15 protein-coding genes are annotated in these 15,658 nt (G+C 71.2%); 2 read left to right on the top strand and 13 right to left on the bottom strand.

The features are described 5' to 3' along the window. Window positions 1–82: 82 nt before the first annotated feature. Together ACFV2S_RS35610 and ACFV2S_RS35605 are read left to right on the top strand one after the other, a co-directional pair. Complete coding sequence (locus ACFV2S_RS35610) at window positions 83–886, top strand: peptidylprolyl isomerase (protein ID WP_385569520.1); 804 nt, start codon at window positions 83–85, stop codon at window positions 884–886. Between the two features lie 200 nt (window positions 887–1,086). Continuing rightward, window positions 1,087–2,316: a DUF349 domain-containing protein gene (locus tag ACFV2S_RS35605; RefSeq protein WP_383789607.1), complete on the top strand. Its 1,230-nt coding sequence runs from the start codon at window positions 1,087–1,089 to the stop codon at window positions 2,314–2,316. A 61-nt stretch (window positions 2,317–2,377) separates the two neighbouring features. Here ACFV2S_RS35605 and ACFV2S_RS35600 read toward each other — a convergent pair whose 3' ends face one another. The 13 genes from ACFV2S_RS35600 to ACFV2S_RS35540 all read right to left on the bottom strand — a co-directional run bounded on the left by ACFV2S_RS35600 (window position 2,378) and on the right by ACFV2S_RS35540 (window position 15,417). Then, window positions 2,378–4,846, bottom strand: coding sequence for a RelA/SpoT family protein (locus ACFV2S_RS35600; protein ID WP_385569511.1), 2,469 nt, complete (start codon window positions 4,844–4,846; stop codon window positions 2,378–2,380). A gap of 228 nt (window positions 4,847–5,074) precedes the next feature. Beyond that, window positions 5,075–5,626, bottom strand: a complete 552-nt coding sequence (locus ACFV2S_RS35595) for an adenine phosphoribosyltransferase (protein WP_385569506.1) — start codon at window positions 5,624–5,626, stop codon at window positions 5,075–5,077. After that, entirely contained in the window at window positions 5,623–6,690 is a 1,068-nt protein-coding gene (gene secF, locus ACFV2S_RS35590) for a protein translocase subunit SecF (RefSeq protein ID WP_385569503.1), read from the bottom strand. Before secF ends, ACFV2S_RS35595 begins: the two co-directional genes overlap by 4 nt. Window position 6,691: 1 nt before the next feature. Further along, window positions 6,692–8,440: a protein translocase subunit SecD gene (gene secD, locus ACFV2S_RS35585; protein WP_385569500.1), complete on the bottom strand. Its 1,749-nt coding sequence runs from the start codon at window positions 8,438–8,440 to the stop codon at window positions 6,692–6,694. A 144-nt stretch (window positions 8,441–8,584) separates the two neighbouring features. Beyond that, window positions 8,585–9,070, bottom strand: a complete 486-nt coding sequence (yajC, locus tag ACFV2S_RS35580) for a preprotein translocase subunit YajC (protein ID WP_385569497.1) — start codon at window positions 9,068–9,070, stop codon at window positions 8,585–8,587. Between the two features lie 165 nt (window positions 9,071–9,235). Continuing rightward, window positions 9,236–10,315 carry a Holliday junction branch migration DNA helicase RuvB gene (gene ruvB / locus ACFV2S_RS35575; RefSeq protein WP_383789588.1) on the bottom strand — a complete coding sequence of 360 codons (1,080 nt, stop codon included), beginning with the start codon at window positions 10,313–10,315 and terminating at the stop codon, window positions 9,236–9,238. Window positions 10,316–10,344: 29 nt separating this feature from the next. Continuing rightward, window positions 10,345–10,977, bottom strand: a complete 633-nt coding sequence (gene ruvA, locus ACFV2S_RS35570; RefSeq protein WP_383789586.1) for a Holliday junction branch migration protein RuvA — start codon at window positions 10,975–10,977, stop codon at window positions 10,345–10,347. Then, window positions 10,974–11,525: a crossover junction endodeoxyribonuclease RuvC gene (gene ruvC / locus ACFV2S_RS35565; protein WP_383789583.1), complete on the bottom strand. Its 552-nt coding sequence runs from the start codon at window positions 11,523–11,525 to the stop codon at window positions 10,974–10,976. Before ruvC ends, ruvA begins: the two co-directional genes overlap by 4 nt. Window positions 11,526–11,788: 263 nt before the next feature. Then, a complete protein-coding gene (locus ACFV2S_RS35560) occupies window positions 11,789–12,541 on the bottom strand; it encodes a YebC/PmpR family DNA-binding transcriptional regulator (RefSeq protein WP_382866913.1) in 753 nt (250 codons plus the stop codon). Between the two features lie 63 nt (window positions 12,542–12,604). Then, a complete protein-coding gene (gene pdxT, locus ACFV2S_RS35555; RefSeq protein ID WP_383801734.1) occupies window positions 12,605–13,192 on the bottom strand; it encodes a pyridoxal 5'-phosphate synthase glutaminase subunit PdxT in 588 nt (195 codons plus the stop codon). A gap of 6 nt (window positions 13,193–13,198) precedes the next feature. Then, entirely contained in the window at window positions 13,199–14,113 is a 915-nt protein-coding gene (pdxS, locus tag ACFV2S_RS35550; protein WP_189804419.1) for a pyridoxal 5'-phosphate synthase lyase subunit PdxS, read from the bottom strand. Window positions 14,114–14,227: 114 nt separating this feature from the next. Further along, on the bottom strand, window positions 14,228–14,770 hold the full coding sequence (locus ACFV2S_RS35545) for a hypothetical protein (RefSeq protein WP_383801737.1): 543 nt from the start codon (window positions 14,768–14,770) through the stop codon (window positions 14,228–14,230). Window positions 14,771–14,781: 11 nt separating this feature from the next. Next, a complete protein-coding gene (locus ACFV2S_RS35540) occupies window positions 14,782–15,417 on the bottom strand; it encodes an MBL fold metallo-hydrolase (RefSeq protein ID WP_385569484.1) in 636 nt (211 codons plus the stop codon). Window positions 15,418–15,658 lie beyond the last annotated feature (241 nt).

Raw genomic sequence — 15,658 nt, 5'->3', positions numbered from 1 at the left:
TGCCGGTTCCACAGCCAACCCGTATACGGTACGGGCACACCCGGCCAGGACAGGAACAGACGAGCGACAAGGAGCGGACCCGGTGGTCACCAGCGATCAGCGGCGGCGGCAGCTTGCCAGGGAGAAGTACGCGCGGCAGCAGCAGCGGCGGGAGGAGTCCCGGCGCAAGACGAAGCGCCGCAACACCGTCATCGCGTCCGCGCTCGCGGTGGTGCTGGCGGCGGGCGGCGCCGTGTACGCCTCCGTGGCACTGACGGACGACTCCTCGAAGGGCTCGTCCGACGCGGCGGGCGACCCGACGGGCACGCCCAGCACCCCCGCGCCCACGGAGAGCGAGTCGAAGGGCCCCGAGCCGAAGCTGACCGTGGACCGGAAGGCCACGTACGCGATGGCGCTGAAGACGAACGAGGGCGAGATCACGATCACCATGGACGCGGCGAAGACGCCGCACACGGTGAACTCCTTCAAGCACCTCGCCGACAAGAAGTACTTCGACGGGACCAAGTGCCACCGCCTCACGACCCAGGGCATCTACGTGCTCCAGTGCGGCGACCCCAAGGGCGACGGCACCGGCGGCCCCGGCTACACGATCCCCGACGAGAACCTGACCGCCCTCGGCAAGGCGGGCGCGGACGGCACGGTGACCTTCCCGGCCGGCACCGTCGCCATGGCCAACACCGGGCAGCCCGGCACGGGCGGCTCCCAGTTCTTCCTCGTCTACAAGGACACCAAGCTGCCGCCGAGCTACACCCCCTTCGGGACGATCGACGCGGCCGGCCTCAAGGCGGTCCAGGACGTGGCGAAGGAGGGCGTCGAGGGCGGTGCCACGGACGGCGCCCCGAAGAAGCCCGTCACCGTCGAGAAGGCGACCGTCGCGAAGAAGTGAGCCCGCGCGTCCGCACGCGCGCGTGACCGTCGAATCTCGGTCGCGCTGAGTGCGGACAGCCGGGCCGCGGTTCGCCTAGATTGGCGTTGTGCAGCGTGGGCCGTCGGCCGCGCTGCGGAAGGCGGGCGAGGCCCGCCGGGAAACTGTGGACGATGCCCGTGGGGTACGACCCCGCGACGGCATCATGGTGAGGAGGCGCTGTGAGCAGCGACCCGTGGGGCCGCGTCGACGAGACGGGCACCGTGTACGTGCGGACGGCCGAGGGCGAGAAGGTCGTCGGATCGTGGCAGGCCGGCACCCCTGAGGAGGCCCTGGCCTACTTCGAGCGCAAGTACGAGGGCCTGGTGGTCGAGATCGGCCTCCTCGAGAAGCGGGTGAGGACCACCGACCTCTCGGCGAAGGACGCCACCGCGGCGATCGAGCACATCCGGCATCAGGTCGACGAGCACCACGCCGTCGGTGACCTGGCCGCGCTCGCGACCCGCCTGGACAAGCTCGTCGAGTCGGTCGACTCGCGCCGCGAGGAGCGCAAGGCCCAGAAGGCCAAGCAGACCGACGAGGCGCGCTCCGCCAAGGAGAAGCTGGTCACCGAGGCCGAGGAGCTGGCCCAGAGCGAGCAGTGGCGTTCCGCGGGCGAGCGGCTGCGGGCGCTGGTGGACACCTGGAAGGGCCTCCCCCGGCTCGACCGCAAGTCCGACGACGAGCTGTGGCACCGCTTCTCGCACGCCCGCTCGGCGTTCTCGAAGCGCCGCAAGGCCCACTTCGCGTCGCTCGACGCCCAGCGTGAGGACGCCCGCAAGGCGAAGGAGCGCCTGGTCGCCGAGGCGGAGTCGCTGTCGAACTCCACCGACTGGGGCAACACCGCGGCCCGCTACCGCGAGCTGATGGCGGACTGGAAGGCGGCCGGCCGCGCCCAGCGCGAGCACGAGGACGACCTGTGGAACCGCTTCCGCGGCGCCCAGGACGTCTTCTTCGCGGCGCGCGGCGAGGTCTTCGCCGAGCGGGACGCGGAGCAGACCGAGAACCTCAAGCTGAAGGAGGAGCTCGCGACCGAGGCCGAGAAGCTGGTGCCGGTGACGGACCTGAAGGCGGCGCGCGCGGCCTTCCGCTCCCTCAACGAGCGCTGGGAGGCCATCGGCCACGTCCCGCGTGACGCCCGTCCCAAGGTCGAGGGCCGGATGCACGCGGTGGAGCGGGCGATCCAGGAGTCCGAGGAGGCCGAGTGGCGCCGGACGAACCCGGAGGCGCGTGCGCGTGCCGCGGGTCTGACCGGTCAGCTCCAGGACGCCGTCGAGAAGCTGCGCAAGCAGATCGACGCCGCCCGCGCCGCCGGCAACGACGCCAAGGCCGACAAGCTCGCCCGCGAGCTGGAGGGCCGCCAGGCCCTGCTCGACCAGGCCCTGAAGGGCCTGGAGGAGTTCGGCGGCTGACACCGTCGCACACGAGGAAGGCCCCCGGCACGGTGCCGGGGGCCTTCCTCGTGCGCGCCGGCTAAGGCCTGCGGGCCGAGGTCACACGGTAGACGTCGTACACGCCCTCCACGCCCCGCACGGCCTTCAGGACGTGGCCCAGGTGCTTCGGGTCGCCCATCTCGAAGGTGAAGCGCGAGGTCGCCACCCGGTCGCGGGAGGTCTGGACGGCCGCCGACAGGATGTTGACGTGCTGGTCCGAGAGGACCCGGGTGACGTCGGAGAGGAGCCGGGAGCGGTCCAGCGCCTCGACCTGGATGGCGACCAGGAAGACCGAGGACTGGGTCGGGGCCCACTCGACCTCCAGGATCCGCTCCGGCTCCCGGGACAGCGACTCCACGTTGACGCAGTCGCTGCGGTGGACCGACACGCCGCTGCCCCGCGTGACGAACCCGATGATCGGGTCGCCGGGCACGGGCGTGCAGCAGCGGGCCAGTTTCACCCAGACGTCCTCGACGCCCTTGACGACGACACCGGGGTCGGTGCTGGAGCGCCGCTTGGAGCGGCCTCGGGTCGGCGGCGCCGTCTCGTCGATGTCCTCGGTGGCGGCCTCCTCGCCGCCGAGCGCCTGGACCAGCTTCTGCACGATCGACTGGGCCGTGACGTGGCCCTCGCCGATCGCCGCGTACAGCGAGGAGATGTCGCTGTAGCGCATCTCGTGGGCGAGGGTGACGAGGGAGTCGCCGGTCAGGATCCGCTGGATCGGCAGGTTCTGCTTGCGCATGGCCCGCGCGATGGCGTCCTTGCCCTGCTCGATGGCCTCGTCTCGGCGCTCCTTGGAGAACCAGGCGCGGATCTTGTTCCGGGCGCGCGGGGACTTGACGAAGCCCAGCCAGTCGCGGGAGGGCCCGGCGCCGGCGGCCTTGGAGGTGAAGACCTCGACCAGGTCGCCGTTGTCGAGGGTCGATTCGAGCGGCACGAGCCGCCCGTTGACCCGCGCTCCTATCGTGCGGTGGCCGACCTCGGTGTGGACGGCGTACGAGAAGTCGACGGGGGTGGCGCCGGCGGGCAGCGCGATGACGTCGCCCTTCGGGGTGAAGACGAAGACCTCGTTGCGCGAGAGGTCGAAGCGCAGGGACTCCAGGAACTCGCTGGGGTCCTCGGTCTCCTTCTGCCAGTCCAGGAGCTGGCGCAGCCACGCCATGTCGTTGAGGTGGTCGTCCTTGCCGGCCTTCTTCGGCACGTCGGCGCGGACCTTGGAGGCACCGGCGACGGCCTCCTGCTTGTACTTCCAGTGCGCGGCGATGCCGTACTCGGCGCGCCGGTGCATGTCGAAGGTCCGGATCTGGAGCTCGACGGGCTTGCCGTTGGGTCCGATGACCGTCGTGTGCAGCGACTGGTACATGTTGAACTTCGGCATCGCGATGTAGTCCTTGAACCGGCCGGGGACCGGGTTCCATCGCGCGTGGACGGTGCCGAGGGCCGCGTAGCAGTCGCGGACGGTGTCCACGAGGACGCGGATGCCGACCAGGTCGTAGATCTCCGCGAAGTCACGGCCGCGGACGATCATCTTCTGGTAGACGCTGTAGTAGTGCTTGGGGCGGCCGGTGACGGTCGCCTTGATGCGGGCGGCGCGCAGGTCGGTCTGGACCTCGTCGGTCACTATGGCGAGGTACTCGTCCCGCTTGGGGGCGCGCTCGGCGACGAGCCGGACGATCTCGTCGTACATCTTGGGGTAGAGGATCGCGAAGGCGAGGTCCTCCAGCTCCCACTTGATGGTGTTCATGCCCAGGCGGTGGGCCAGCGGCGCGTAGATCTCGAGGGTCTCGCGGGCCTTCTTCTCCTGCTTCTCCCGCTTGAGGTAGCGCATGGTGCGCATGTTGTGCAGGCGGTCGGCGAGCTTGATGACCAGGACGCGCGGGTCCTTGGCCATGGCGACGACCATCTTGCGGACGGTCTCGGCCTGGGCGGCCTCGCCGAACCTGACCTTGTCGAGCTTGGTGACGCCGTCGACGAGCAGGGTCACCTGGTCGCCGAAGTCGCGGCGCAGGTCCTCCAGGCCGTACTCGGTGTCCTCGACGGTGTCGTGGAGCAGCCCGGCCATCAGCGTCGCCGGGTCCATGCCGAGCTCGGCGAGGATGGTGGTGACGGCGAGCGGGTGCGTGATGTACGGGTCGCCGCTCTTGCGCTTCTGGCCGCGGTGCCAGCGCTCGGCGACCTGGTAGGCCCGCTCGACCTGGCGGAGCGTCGCCGTCTCGATCTTGGGGTCGTTGGAGCGGACGATCCGCAGCAGCGGTTCGAGGACCGGGTTGTACGGGGAGGAGCGCTGGACGCCGAGCCGGGCGAGGCGGGCGCGGACGCGGTTCGACGAGCCGCCGGAGCGGGCGGGCGCGGGCCGCTCGGGGGCGGCGGGCGCGGGGGCGGGCGCGGGCGCAGCGGGCTTGGGCCTGGTCTCCGCTGGCTTGTTCTGGGGCGTGCCGGACCCCGGCGCGGCCTTCTCGGCCTTCGGGTCGGGCTGCGCGGCGGAGAGTGACTGGGCCTCGTCTGGCAAGAAGCGCTCCTCTGCGGATCCCCCCGGACGGAGTCTGGGGGAGGTTCCGGGTCCCCCGGTCAGGCCCGGAAGCCCATCGTATCGAGCCAACTGTGCCCGTGCTCACGCGCCCGGGTTTCGGACGGTTCCCGGACGGGCACTGCTGGGCGGCCCGACGTACGTCCGAAGCAACGCGAAGGGGCGCCCCGGGGATTCCCCGGAGCGCCCCTTCGGAAGTGAACCGCGAGGTCAGACCGTGATCAGCGCCGTGAGCGGGGCGCCGGACAGGGCCGGTTCCAGGCGGGCGCGGCCCGGGAGGAAGCCGAGCTCCATGAGGACGGCGACGCCCGCGACCTCGGCGCCCGCGCGGCGGATCAGCTCGATGGAGGCCTCGGCCGTGCCGCCGGTGGCGAGGACGTCGTCGATGACCATGACGCGGTCGCCCGCGGCCAGGTCCTCGGCGTGCACCTCGATCTCGGCGGTGCCGTACTCCAGCTCGTACGCCTGGCGGAGCGTGGCCCCGGGGAGCTTGCCGGCCTTGCGGACCGGGATGAAGCCCAGGCCCGCGCGGACGGCCACCGGGGCGGCCAGGATGAAGCCGCGCGCCTCAAGACCGACGATCTTCGTCGCGCCGTGCGCGGAGCACAGCCCGGCGAGGGCGTCGGTCAGCGCCGTGAACGCCTCCGGGTCCGCGAGCAGCGGCGTGATGTCCTTGAACAGCACGCCCGGCTTCGGGTAGTCGGGTACGTCACGGATGCGGCTGAGCAGGAGCTCGGTGACGTCCTGGGCCTCGGCGGTCATCCTCGGCGCTCCTGGGCACCGCGGCGGCCCGTCCGGGGGCCGACGACGGCGGCCTCGGCGAGGTCGTCCAGCTCGTCCCCCGCCTCGCCCTTGGCCGCGGCGCTCGCGCGCTTGGCCAGGATGCGCTTCTTGAGCGCCTTGATCGACGGCTCGCGCTCCTTGAGATCGGCCACGAGCGGGGTGGCGATGAAGATCGAGGAGTACGCACCGGCGGCGAGACCGACGAACAGCGACAGCGAGATGTCGTTGAGCATGCCCGCGCCGAGGACGCCGCCACCGATGAAGAGCAGGCCGGCGACCGGCAGCAGCGCGACGACGGTGGTGTTGATCGAACGCACCAGGGTGCCGTTGATCGAGCGGTTGGCCATCTCGCTGTAGGTGAAGCGGGTCTGCTTCGTGATGTCCTTCGTCTGTTCCTTGAGGGAGTCGAAGACGACGACGGTGTCGTACAGCGAGTAACCGAGGATCGTCAGCAGACCGATGACCGTACCCACGGTGACCTCGAAGCCGACCAGTGAGTAGATGCCCACCGTGATCGTGAGGTCGTGGATCAGGGCGACGAGCGCCGCGACCGCCATTCTCCACTCGAAGGCGATGGCCAGGTAGATCACCACGAGGATCATGAAGACCCCGAGGCCGGTCCAGGCCTTGGTGGCGATCTGCTCACCCCAGCTGGGGCCGACGAGCTCGGCCGCGATCTTGTCCTCGGGGATGTTCAGGTCCTTGGCGAGCTCCTCGCGGACCTGGTCGGACTTCGCGGTGTCGAGGCCGCCGACCTGGATGCGCAGGGAGCCGTTGCCGAGCTGCTGGACGATCGCGTCGTGGCCGGAGGCCTCTTCCGCGTACTCCTGCGCCTGGCTGACGGAGACGGCCGTCTTCGGGGTGGTGAAGACGGCGCCGCCCTGGAACTCGATGCCCATGTTCAGGCCGCGGACGGCCAGGGCGACGATGGCGGTGATGGTGATCAGGATGGACAGGCCATACCAGATCTTGCGGTTGCCGATGAAGTCGTAACCGACCTCACCGCGGTGGAGCCGGGCGCCGAGATCGCCGAGCTTCGACATCTCACGCCTCCTTCGCGTCGACGGGGGCGTGGGCACGGCGGGTGCGGCGCAGCGGCGGCTGGGCGCCGAGCCGCTTCGGGTCCAGGCCGGACCAGGCGTGGCCGTTGCCGAAGAACTTGGTCCGGGCGAGCAGCGTCATGACCGGCTTGGTGAAGAGGAACACCACGACGATGTCGAGCAGGGTGGTCAGGCCGAGCGTGAACGCGAAGCCCTGGACCTTGCCGACGGTGACGATGAACAGCACGGCCGCGGCCAGGAACGACACGAAGTCGGAGACCAGGATGGTGCGGCGGGCACGCGGCCAGGCGCGCTCGACGGCCGGGCGGAGCGTGCGTCCCTCGCGGAGCTCGTCGCGGATGCGCTCGAAGTACACGATGAACGAGTCCGCGGTGATACCGATGGCGACGATGGCTCCGCAGACGGCCGGCAGGTTCAGCGCGAAGCCGATGGCCGGGCCGAGCAGGGCCATGAGCACGTAGGTGAGCAGCGCCGAGACACCGAGGCTGAGGATCGCGATCAGCGACAGGCCCCGGTAGTAGACGACCAGGTAGATGATGACGAGGGCGAGACCGATGGCACCGGCGATGAGACCGGCCTGCAGCTGGTCCCCGCCGAGCGCGGCGGTGACGGTGTCGACGCTCTGGGTCTGGAAAGTCAGCGGCAGGGCGCCGTAGGACAGGACGTTGCCGAGGTCCTGGGCGGACTGCTGGTTGAAGTTGCCCGAGATCTCAGCGCTGGCGGTGAGGGTCTGGCGCACCGAGGGGGCGGAGACGACCTCGCCGTCGAGCACGATCGCGAAGCGGTTCTGCGGGTCTGCCTGCTGCGACAGCTTGCTGGTGATCGACTGGAACTTCTTCGAACCGGCGTCGGTGAAGTCCATGGTGACGATCCACATGCCACGCTGCGGGTCGAGCATGCCCTTGGCGTCGTCGACGTCCTTGCCGTCGACCTCGGCCGGGCCGAGCAGGTACTTCGACCACACGCCCGGGTTGTCCTCGCCGCAGGCCACGCTGGGCTCGGACGGCTTGACTCCCTGGCCGGCGGCGGCACGCTGCTTGGGGTCGAGGCAGTTCAGGGCGGTGAACTTCTTCTCCAGCGCCGCCGTGGCGGCGTCGGGCGTCTGGGTCGCCTGCGGCGTCCCGGTGGCCTTCGGCTTCGCGGAGGAGGAGGCGGTGGGCGTGGGGCTCGGGGCCTTGAGGGCCTCGGTGAGCGCACGGCCCTGCGGGGAGCCGGTGGCCGTCGGCGTGGCCGACTTCTCACCGGCCGTCGCGCCGGTGGAGGCCGTGGCGGACGGCTTCGACGAACCCGAAGAGCTGGCGCTCGGCGCCGGCTGGGGCGAACCGCTCGTCACGGCGAGAACGGGCCGGAAGTACAGCTGGGCGGTGGTGCCGACCTGCTCGCGGGCCTGCTTCTCGTTCGTCCCGCGAGGGATGTTGACGATGATGTTCTCGGCGCCCTGCGTCTGAACCTCGGCCTCGGAGACACCCAGACCGTTGACACGGCGCTCGATGATGCCGACCGCCGTGTTCATGTTGGTCTCGTTGACCGCCGACTCCTGGCCGGGCTCGGCCTTCGCCTTGAGCGTGATCGACGTACCGCCGGCGAGGTCGATGCCGAGGCGCGGGGTGGTGTGCCCCGACCAGAACATCCCGCCGGTGAGCGCGACCATGGCGATCAGGATGAGTGCCAGGGCGCGGCCCGGACGGCTCTGTCCCCCCGCCGGCCTTCGGCCCTTCTTCGGTGCTGCCACCTGTCGTATCTCCCTGTCCAACCGCCTCACGCCGGGTATGCGTGGGACGGCCACGAAGTGTGTGTGGGGACCTGCCCCCGCAGACGTGGAACCGTTCCGGGGACCGCGCACACCTGTGGGCGTGCGCGGGGCCCCCGGCCGCGACTACTTCGCGTCGGTCTCGCCGTCGGCCTTGCCGTCCTTCTGACCCTCGGCGGCGGCCTCGGCCGCGTCGGACTTCTTCGTCAGGTCGGCCTTCGGCGCGTCCTCGACGGTCTCGGCGTCCTTGTCCGTGGCCTCGGCGGCCTCGGCGGCCTCGGTCAGCGAGGAGGCGTCGTCGGGGACGACGGTGTCGGAGTCCGACTCCTCGTCGCCGTGGACGATCCGGTTGTACTCGGAGTCCTCGAGGACCGCGCCGATCGCGTTCTTGGCGTAGACCGCGTGCACGCCGGGCGCGACCTCGAGGAGAACGGTCTCGTCGCCGATCTCCTTGACGGTGGCGTACATCCCCCCGATCGTCCGTACGCCGGTGCCGGGCTGCATCTCGTTGCGCATCTGCGCCGCCGCCTGCTGCTTCTTCTTGGCAGAGCGGGTCATCAGGAACATGGCCCCGATGAGGACGATGAAGGGGAGGAGGGTCACGATGCTCACGGGACGGGTTTCCTTCGCACGGTCGCGGAGAACCCGCGGCCTGATCTTCGGGGGTGGGCGCGCCGACCAGAAAGGGCGGCAACGGCGGAGTCTAGGCGAGTCCGCATCGATGGAACAACGTCCAGCATCGCACCCCGGTTCCGGTACGGGCGAGTGTCCGCACCGTCACGCCCCGAAGAGCCCCTGTTGTCCGCTTCCTGGCCCGGCCGGGCCCACGGCCTGCGGCGGAACGAGTCCCAGGTGGGTCCATGCCGCAGGAGTGGCGACCCGACCACGGGGTGTGCGGGCCAGCAGGCCTTCGCGTACGAGGAAGGGTTCCGCGACCTCCTCGACGGTCTCGCGCTCCTCCCCCACGGCGACCGCGAGGGTGGACAGGCCGACCGGGCCGCCCCCGAAGAGCTTCAGCAGGGCCTCCAGGACGGCCCGGTCGAGGCGGTCGAGGCCGCGGCCGTCCACCTCGTACACGCTGAGGGCCGCCTCGGAGACCTCCCGGGTGATCACCCCGTCGGCCCTGACCTGGGCGTAGTCGCGGACCCGGCGGAGCAGGCGGTTGGCGATGCGGGGCGTGCCGCGGGAGCGGCCGGCGATCTCGGCGGCGCCGGCGGGGTCGATCTCGACGTCGAGGAGTCCGGCGGAGCGGTGGATCACGCGCTGGAGCTCGGCCGGGTCGTAGAACTCCATGTGGCCCGTGAAGCCGAAGCGGTCGCGCAGCGGGGGCGGCAGGAGTCCGGCCCGGGTGGTGGCGCCGACCAGGGTGAACGGCGGGAGCTCCAGGGGGATGGCGGTGGCGCCGGGGCCCTTGCCGACGATGACGTCGACGCGGAAGTCCTCCATCGCCATGTAGAGCATCTCCTCGGCGGGCCGCGACATGCGGTGGATCTCGTCGAGGAAGAGGATCTCGCCCTCCTGGAGGGAGGAGAGGATCGCGGCGAGGTCGCCGGCGTGCTGGATGGCGGGGCCGGAGGTGATGCGGATCGGCGCGTTCATCTCGGCCGCGATGATCATCGAGAGGGTGGTCTTGCCGAGCCCGGGGGCGCCGGAGAGCAGCACGTGGTCGGCGGTGGCGCCGCGCTGGCGGGCGGCCTTGAGGACGAGGTCGAGCTGCTGGCGGACCTTCTCCTGGCCGACGAACTCGCTGAGGTCCTTGGGGCGCAGCGCCGCCTCGACGGCCTGGTCGTCGCCCTCGGCGGAGGCGCCCACGAGGCGCGCGTCCGGCTCGGCGGTGCTGTCGTCGTCCCAGTTCACGGTGATGGTCTTCCTCTTCGTACGGGAGGTCAGCGGGCCCGGTTGAGGGTCTGCAGAGCGGCGCGGAGCAGCTGCGGCACGGGAGCGGTGCCGGTCTCGGCGATCGCGGCCTCGGCCTGCGGGGTGACGGCGCCGACGGCTTCCTCGGCCTCGCGGCTCGCGTAGCCGAGGCCGATCAGGGCGGCGGACAGCTGCTCGGTCCACGGCGCGGGTCCCGAGGCCGCGGCGCGCTGGGCGCCGACCAGGCCGCTGCTGCCCAGCGGGGCGCCGAGCTTGTCCTTCAGTTCGAGGAGGAGCTTCTGCGCGCCCTTCTTGCCGATGCCGGGGACGGCGGTGAGGGCCTTCTCGTCGCCGGTGGAGACGGCGAGGCGGAGCGCGTCGGGGCTGTGCACCCCGAGCATGGCCTGGGCGAGGCGGGGGCCGACGCCGCTGGCCGTCTGGAGGAGCTCGAAGACCTGCCGCTCGTCGTCGTCGGCGAAGCCGTACAGGGTGAGGGAGTCCTCGCGGACGACGAGGGAGGTGGCGAGCCGGGCGTGCTCACCGAGGCGCAGGCCGGCGAGGGTGCCGGGGGTGCACTGGACGGCCATGCCGACTCCCCCGACCTCGACGACGGCGGTCGTGGGGGCGAGGGCGGCGACCGGGCCGCTCACGAAGGCGATCATCGGGTACGGCCTTTCAGCGCGGTGACGGGCCGGGCAGCGGCGTGCTGGGCGACGGCCTGTTGCAGACGGTTCTGGGCGGGGGCCCGCCAGATGTGGCAGATGGCGAGGGCGAGGGCGTCGGCGGCGTCCGCCGGCTTCGGGGGCTCGGAGAGCCGGAGGAGCCGGGTGACCATGGCCCCGACCTGGGCCTTGTCGGCGCGGCCGCTGCCGGTGACGGCGGCCTTGACCTCGCTGGGGGTGTGCAGGGCGACGGGGATGCCGCGCCGGGAGGCGCAGAGCATGGCGACCGCGCTGGCCTGGGCGGTGCCCATCACCGTACGCACGTTGTGCTGGCTGAACACCCGCTCCACGGCGACGAGTTCGGGCGAGAAGCGGTCGAGCCACTCTTCTATGCCGCGCTCGATGCCGACGAGGCGCACACCGATGTCGGCGTCCGCGGCCGTGCGCACGACGCCGACGCCGAGCATGGTGAGGGGCCGGCCGGCGACGCCCTCCACGACACCGACGCCGCACCGGGTCAGTCCGGGGTCCACCCCGAGTACGCGCATGCCGCCCCCCTCCGTGATCGCGAGCCGATCGCAAGTCTGTTTGTGCAGGCTATCCGCTGCCACTGACAACGCAGCGGGGGGGGCGGGGGGGGCGCCGCCCCCCCCCGGCGGGCCGAGGCCGCCACACCGCGCCCCCCGGGCCCCGCACCCCGCCCGCCCCAGCCTCCGTAAAATAGGACTCTGCCTCATCACCCCTCCCCGCCCCCCCGCCCGGGGGGGCGCCCGCCCCCCCCCCCCCCCCCCGCTGCTCGGAAGGTCCGCGATCAGGCGTCGACCTTCTCCATGACCTCGTCGCTGACGTCGAAGTTGGCGAAGACGTTCTGCACGTCGTCGCTGTCCTCCAGGGCGTCGATCAGCTTGAACATCTTGCGCGCGCCGTCCTCGTCGAGCTCGACCTGCATGGTCGGGACGAAGCTGGACTCGGCCGAGTCGTAGTCGATGCCGGCCTCCTGGAGGGCGGAACGGACCGCGACCAGGTCGGTGGCCTCGCTGATGATCTCGAAGGACTCGCCGAGGTCGTTGACCTCCTCGGCACCGGCCTCGAGCACCGACTCCAGGACGTCGTCCTCGGACAGCTCGCCCTTGGGGAGCACGACGACGCCCTTGCGGTTGAACAGGTACGAGACCGAGCCCGGGTCGGCCATGGAGCCGCCGTTGCGGGTCATGGCGACGCGGACGTCGGAGGCGGCGCGGTTGCGGTTGTCGGTGAGGCACTCGATGAGCACCGCGACGCCGTTCGGACCGTAGCCCTCGTACATGATCGTGGCGTAGTCGACGCCGCCGGCCTCGAGGCCGCCGCCGCGCTTGACCGCGGAGTCGATGTTCTTGTTCGGGACCGAGCTCTTCTTCGCCTTCTGGATGGCGTCGTAGAGCGTCGGGTTGCCCTCGGGGTCGGCGCCGCCGGTTCGGGCCGCGACCTCGATGTTCTTGATCAGCTTCGCGAAGAGCTTGCCGCGCTTGGCATCGATCACGGCCTTCTTGTGCTTCGTCGTAGCCCATTTAGAGTGGCCGGACATCTGCCTGTCTCCTTCGCGTAACCAACTTCTTGGACGAACCCCAGAGATCCTACCGGGATCGCGTCACCGTTCCGCGCGCACCATGTCCACGAACAGCTCGTGGATGCGGTGGTCGCCGGTGAGCTCGGGGTGGAAGGAGGTCGCGAGGGCGCGTCCCTGGCGGACGGCGACGATGTGGCCCCCGTGCTCCGCGAGGATCTCGACCTCGGCGCCGACGGACTCCACCCACGGGGCGCGGATGAAGACGCCCTCGACGGGGGTGTCGATCCCCGCGACGGTGACGCCCGCCTCGAAGGACTCGTTCTGCCGGCCGAAGGCGTTGCGGCGGACGATCATGTCGATGCCGCCGAAGGTCTCCTGGCCCGAGCGCGGGTCGAGGATCTTCTCGGCGAGCATGATCAGGCCGGCGCAGGTGCCGTACACGGGCATGCCGCCCGCGATCCGCTCGCGCAGCGGCTCCATCAGGCCGAAGAGGTCGGCCAGCTTGGAGATGGTGGTGGACTCACCACCGGGGATGACCAGGCCGTCGACCTCGGCGAGCTCTTCGGGGCGCCGGACCGGCCTGGCCACGGCGTCCGCCGCGGCCAGGGCGATCAGGTGCTCCCGTACGTCGCCCTGGAGGGCCAGGACACCGATGACGGGCGTGCTCATGGGTGCTTACCAGCCCCGGTTCGCGTAGCGCTCGGACTCGGGGAGGGTGTCGCAGTTGATGCCGACCATGGCCTCACCCAGGTTGCGGGAGGCGTCCGCGATGACCTTCGGGTCGTCGTAGAAGGTGGTGGCCTTCACGATGGCGGCGGCGCGCTTGGCCGGGTCGCCCGACTTGAAGATGCCGGAGCCGACGAAGACGCCCTCGGCGCCGAGCTGGCGCATCAGCGCGGCGTCGGCCGGGGTGGCGACACCACCGGCGGAGAACAGCACGACCGGCAGCTTGCCGAGCTCGGCGACCTCCTTGACGAGCTCGTACGGGGCGCGGAGCTCCTTGGCGGCGGCGAACAGCTCGTTGTTGTCGAAGCCGCGCAGCTTGGCGATCTCGTTCTTGATCTGACGCAGGTGACGGACGGCCTCGACGACGTTGCCGGTGCCGGCCTCGCCCTTGGAGCGGATCATGGCCGCGCCCTCGGCGATGCGGCGCAGGGCCTCGCCCAGGTTGGTGGCGCCACAGACGAAGGGGGTCGTGAAGGCCCACTTGTCGGAGTGGTTGACCTCGTCGGCCGGGGTCAGGACCTCGGACTCGTCGATGTAGTCGACACCGAGGGACTGCAGGACCTGGGCCTCGACGAAGTGGCCGATGCGGGACTTGGCCATGACCGGGATGGAGACCGCGCCGATGATCTCTTCGATCATGTTCGGGTCGGACATGCGGGCGACGCCGCCGTCCTTGCGGATGTCCGCGGGGACCCGCTCCAGGGCCATGACGGCCACGGCGCCGGCGTCCTCGGCGATCTTCGCCTGTTCGGCGTTGACCACGTCCATGATCACGCCGCCCTTGAGCTGCTCGGCCATGCCGCGCTTCACGCGCGCGGTGCCGGTCTCGGGGGACTGGAAGGTGGTGGAAGGCGTGGTGGACACGGATACCTCACTCGTGACAACAGGGGTTGACGACAAGATGAGGAAACAGGCCACCTGGGGTCCACATCAAGGGCCAATGTGGACTCGGTGGATCGTTTTCCCAGGTTGAGAGGGTCAGGCCGGACGATCAGCAAGGGCCACCGGCGGCTCGTCGTCCATTTCGAAGGCCAGCGGGAAGGGCGCGTGGCCTGCGAGCCGGAACCAGCGGACCTTGCGGTGGCGGCGCAGGGCCCGGGCGGCACGGACCGCGTCGTTGTGGAAGCGGCGGGCCATCGGGACGCGGCGTACGGCCTGCGCGAGCTCCCCCGCGGCCTCCTCGCCGCCGGGCGCCTCCCGTACGAGCTCCACCTGCTCGGGCTCCCCGAAGACCGCCCGCAGCGCCTGGCTCAGCTCGCTCTCGGCGACCTCCCGCTGTTCCTCCTCGGCCTGCCGGGCGGCGTGCGCGGCCTCGTACAGCACGATCGAGGCGGCCGGGTCGAGCACGCCGGAGGTGGCGAGCTCCTGGGTGACCGAGGCCCGGCGCAGCAGCTGCGCGTCCAGGGCGGCACGGGCGGCGTCGATGCGCGCGTGCAGCCGGTCGAGCCGCCCGGCGGTCCAGCTCAGATAGACGCCGATGAAGATCAGCGCGACGACGGTCCAGATCACGGTTTCGGTCACGGGCGCACAGGCTACCGGGGCGGCGGCAGCACACCTTCCCAAAGGTCGCGGTCATGGGCGAACAGGACACGCGCGGGACGGCCCGCGGCGAGCTCGCCGAGCCGGTCGAGCCAGGGGAGGTACGGGCTCCCGAACTCGTGGGCGAAGTCGTACGCCTGCCCGGCGAGGACCGTGACCCGGTCACCGTGGTCGAGGACGAGCGACTGGTGGCCCTCGGTGTGGCCGGGAGTCGGCACGATCCGGACGCCCGGGGCGATCTCGTGCTCGCCGTCGAGCTCCTCGTACCGGACGCCGGGCAGGAGCGTGTCGATGGTGTACCCGCCGGCACGGGCACGGGCGAGTTCGGTGCGCTGGACGAGGACGGGGGTGTCGGGGAAGAGCTGGTTGCCGCCGATGTGGTCGAAGTGCAGGTGGCAGTTGACGACGAGGTCAACGTCCTCCGGCCCGACGGGCAGCGGGTGCCGGACCGGCCGGTAGTGGGCGTCCGTCTCGGGGGACCCGGTCCCCATCCCCGAGTCGAAGAGCAGCCGCACGCCCGCGTGGCACACGAGATACCCGAGAACGGGCTCCACGCGGGCGTGGGGGCCGCCGCATTCCTCGGCGGGGCGGGTGAAGTGACCCAGGTCGAGACGGGTGATCGAATCCATGGGGGCACCCTGCCCCGCGGCGTTGCGGGCATGCGTTCCACCGGGACGGCGCCCGCCCCGCTGTGGCCCATCGTTCGGCTGGGGCGGTGCCCACCCTCGACGGGCGGCGCCCACCCCCGTTGTGGGCAATCGTTCCGCTGGGGCGGAACGGGTGGGCACAACGGAACGGCGCCCCGTGCCGCGCCCAGGCTCCCGCGCTCTGGCCCGCACCACCTGGTGCGGCACGCACGTGGTGCGGGTC

The organism is Streptomyces sp. NPDC059695 (genome assembly GCF_042733785.1).
Classification (GTDB): domain Bacteria; phylum Actinomycetota; class Actinomycetes; order Streptomycetales; family Streptomycetaceae; genus Streptomyces.
Note: the sequence above shows the minus strand (reverse complement) of the source record. Positions and strands in the feature narration are given on the sequence as shown.

Bases quoted from the DNA above. Each gene is read 5' to 3' on its own strand.
- ACFV2S_RS35595 (WP_385569506.1), bottom strand. From the start codon at position 5,626: ATGACCGCCGAGGCCCAGGACGTCACCGAGCTCCTGCTCAGCCGCATC.
- secF (WP_385569503.1), bottom strand. From the start codon at position 6,690: ATGTCGAAGCTCGGCGATCTCGGCGCCCGGCTCCACCGCGGTGAGGTC.
- ruvA (WP_383789586.1), bottom strand. From the start codon at position 10,977: ATGATCGCCTTCGTGAGCGGCCCGGTCGCCGCCCTCGCCCCCACGACC.
- ruvC (WP_383789583.1), bottom strand. From the start codon at position 11,525: ATGCGCGTACTCGGGGTGGACCCCGGACTGACCCGGTGCGGCGTCGGT.
- ACFV2S_RS35560 (WP_382866913.1), bottom strand. From the start codon at position 12,541: ATGTCCGGCCACTCTAAATGGGCTACGACGAAGCACAAGAAGGCCGTG.
- pdxT (WP_383801734.1), bottom strand. From the start codon at position 13,192: ATGAGCACGCCCGTCATCGGTGTCCTGGCCCTCCAGGGCGACGTACGG.
- ACFV2S_RS35540 (WP_385569484.1), bottom strand. From the start codon at position 15,417: ATGGATTCGATCACCCGTCTCGACCTGGGTCACTTCACCCGCCCCGCC.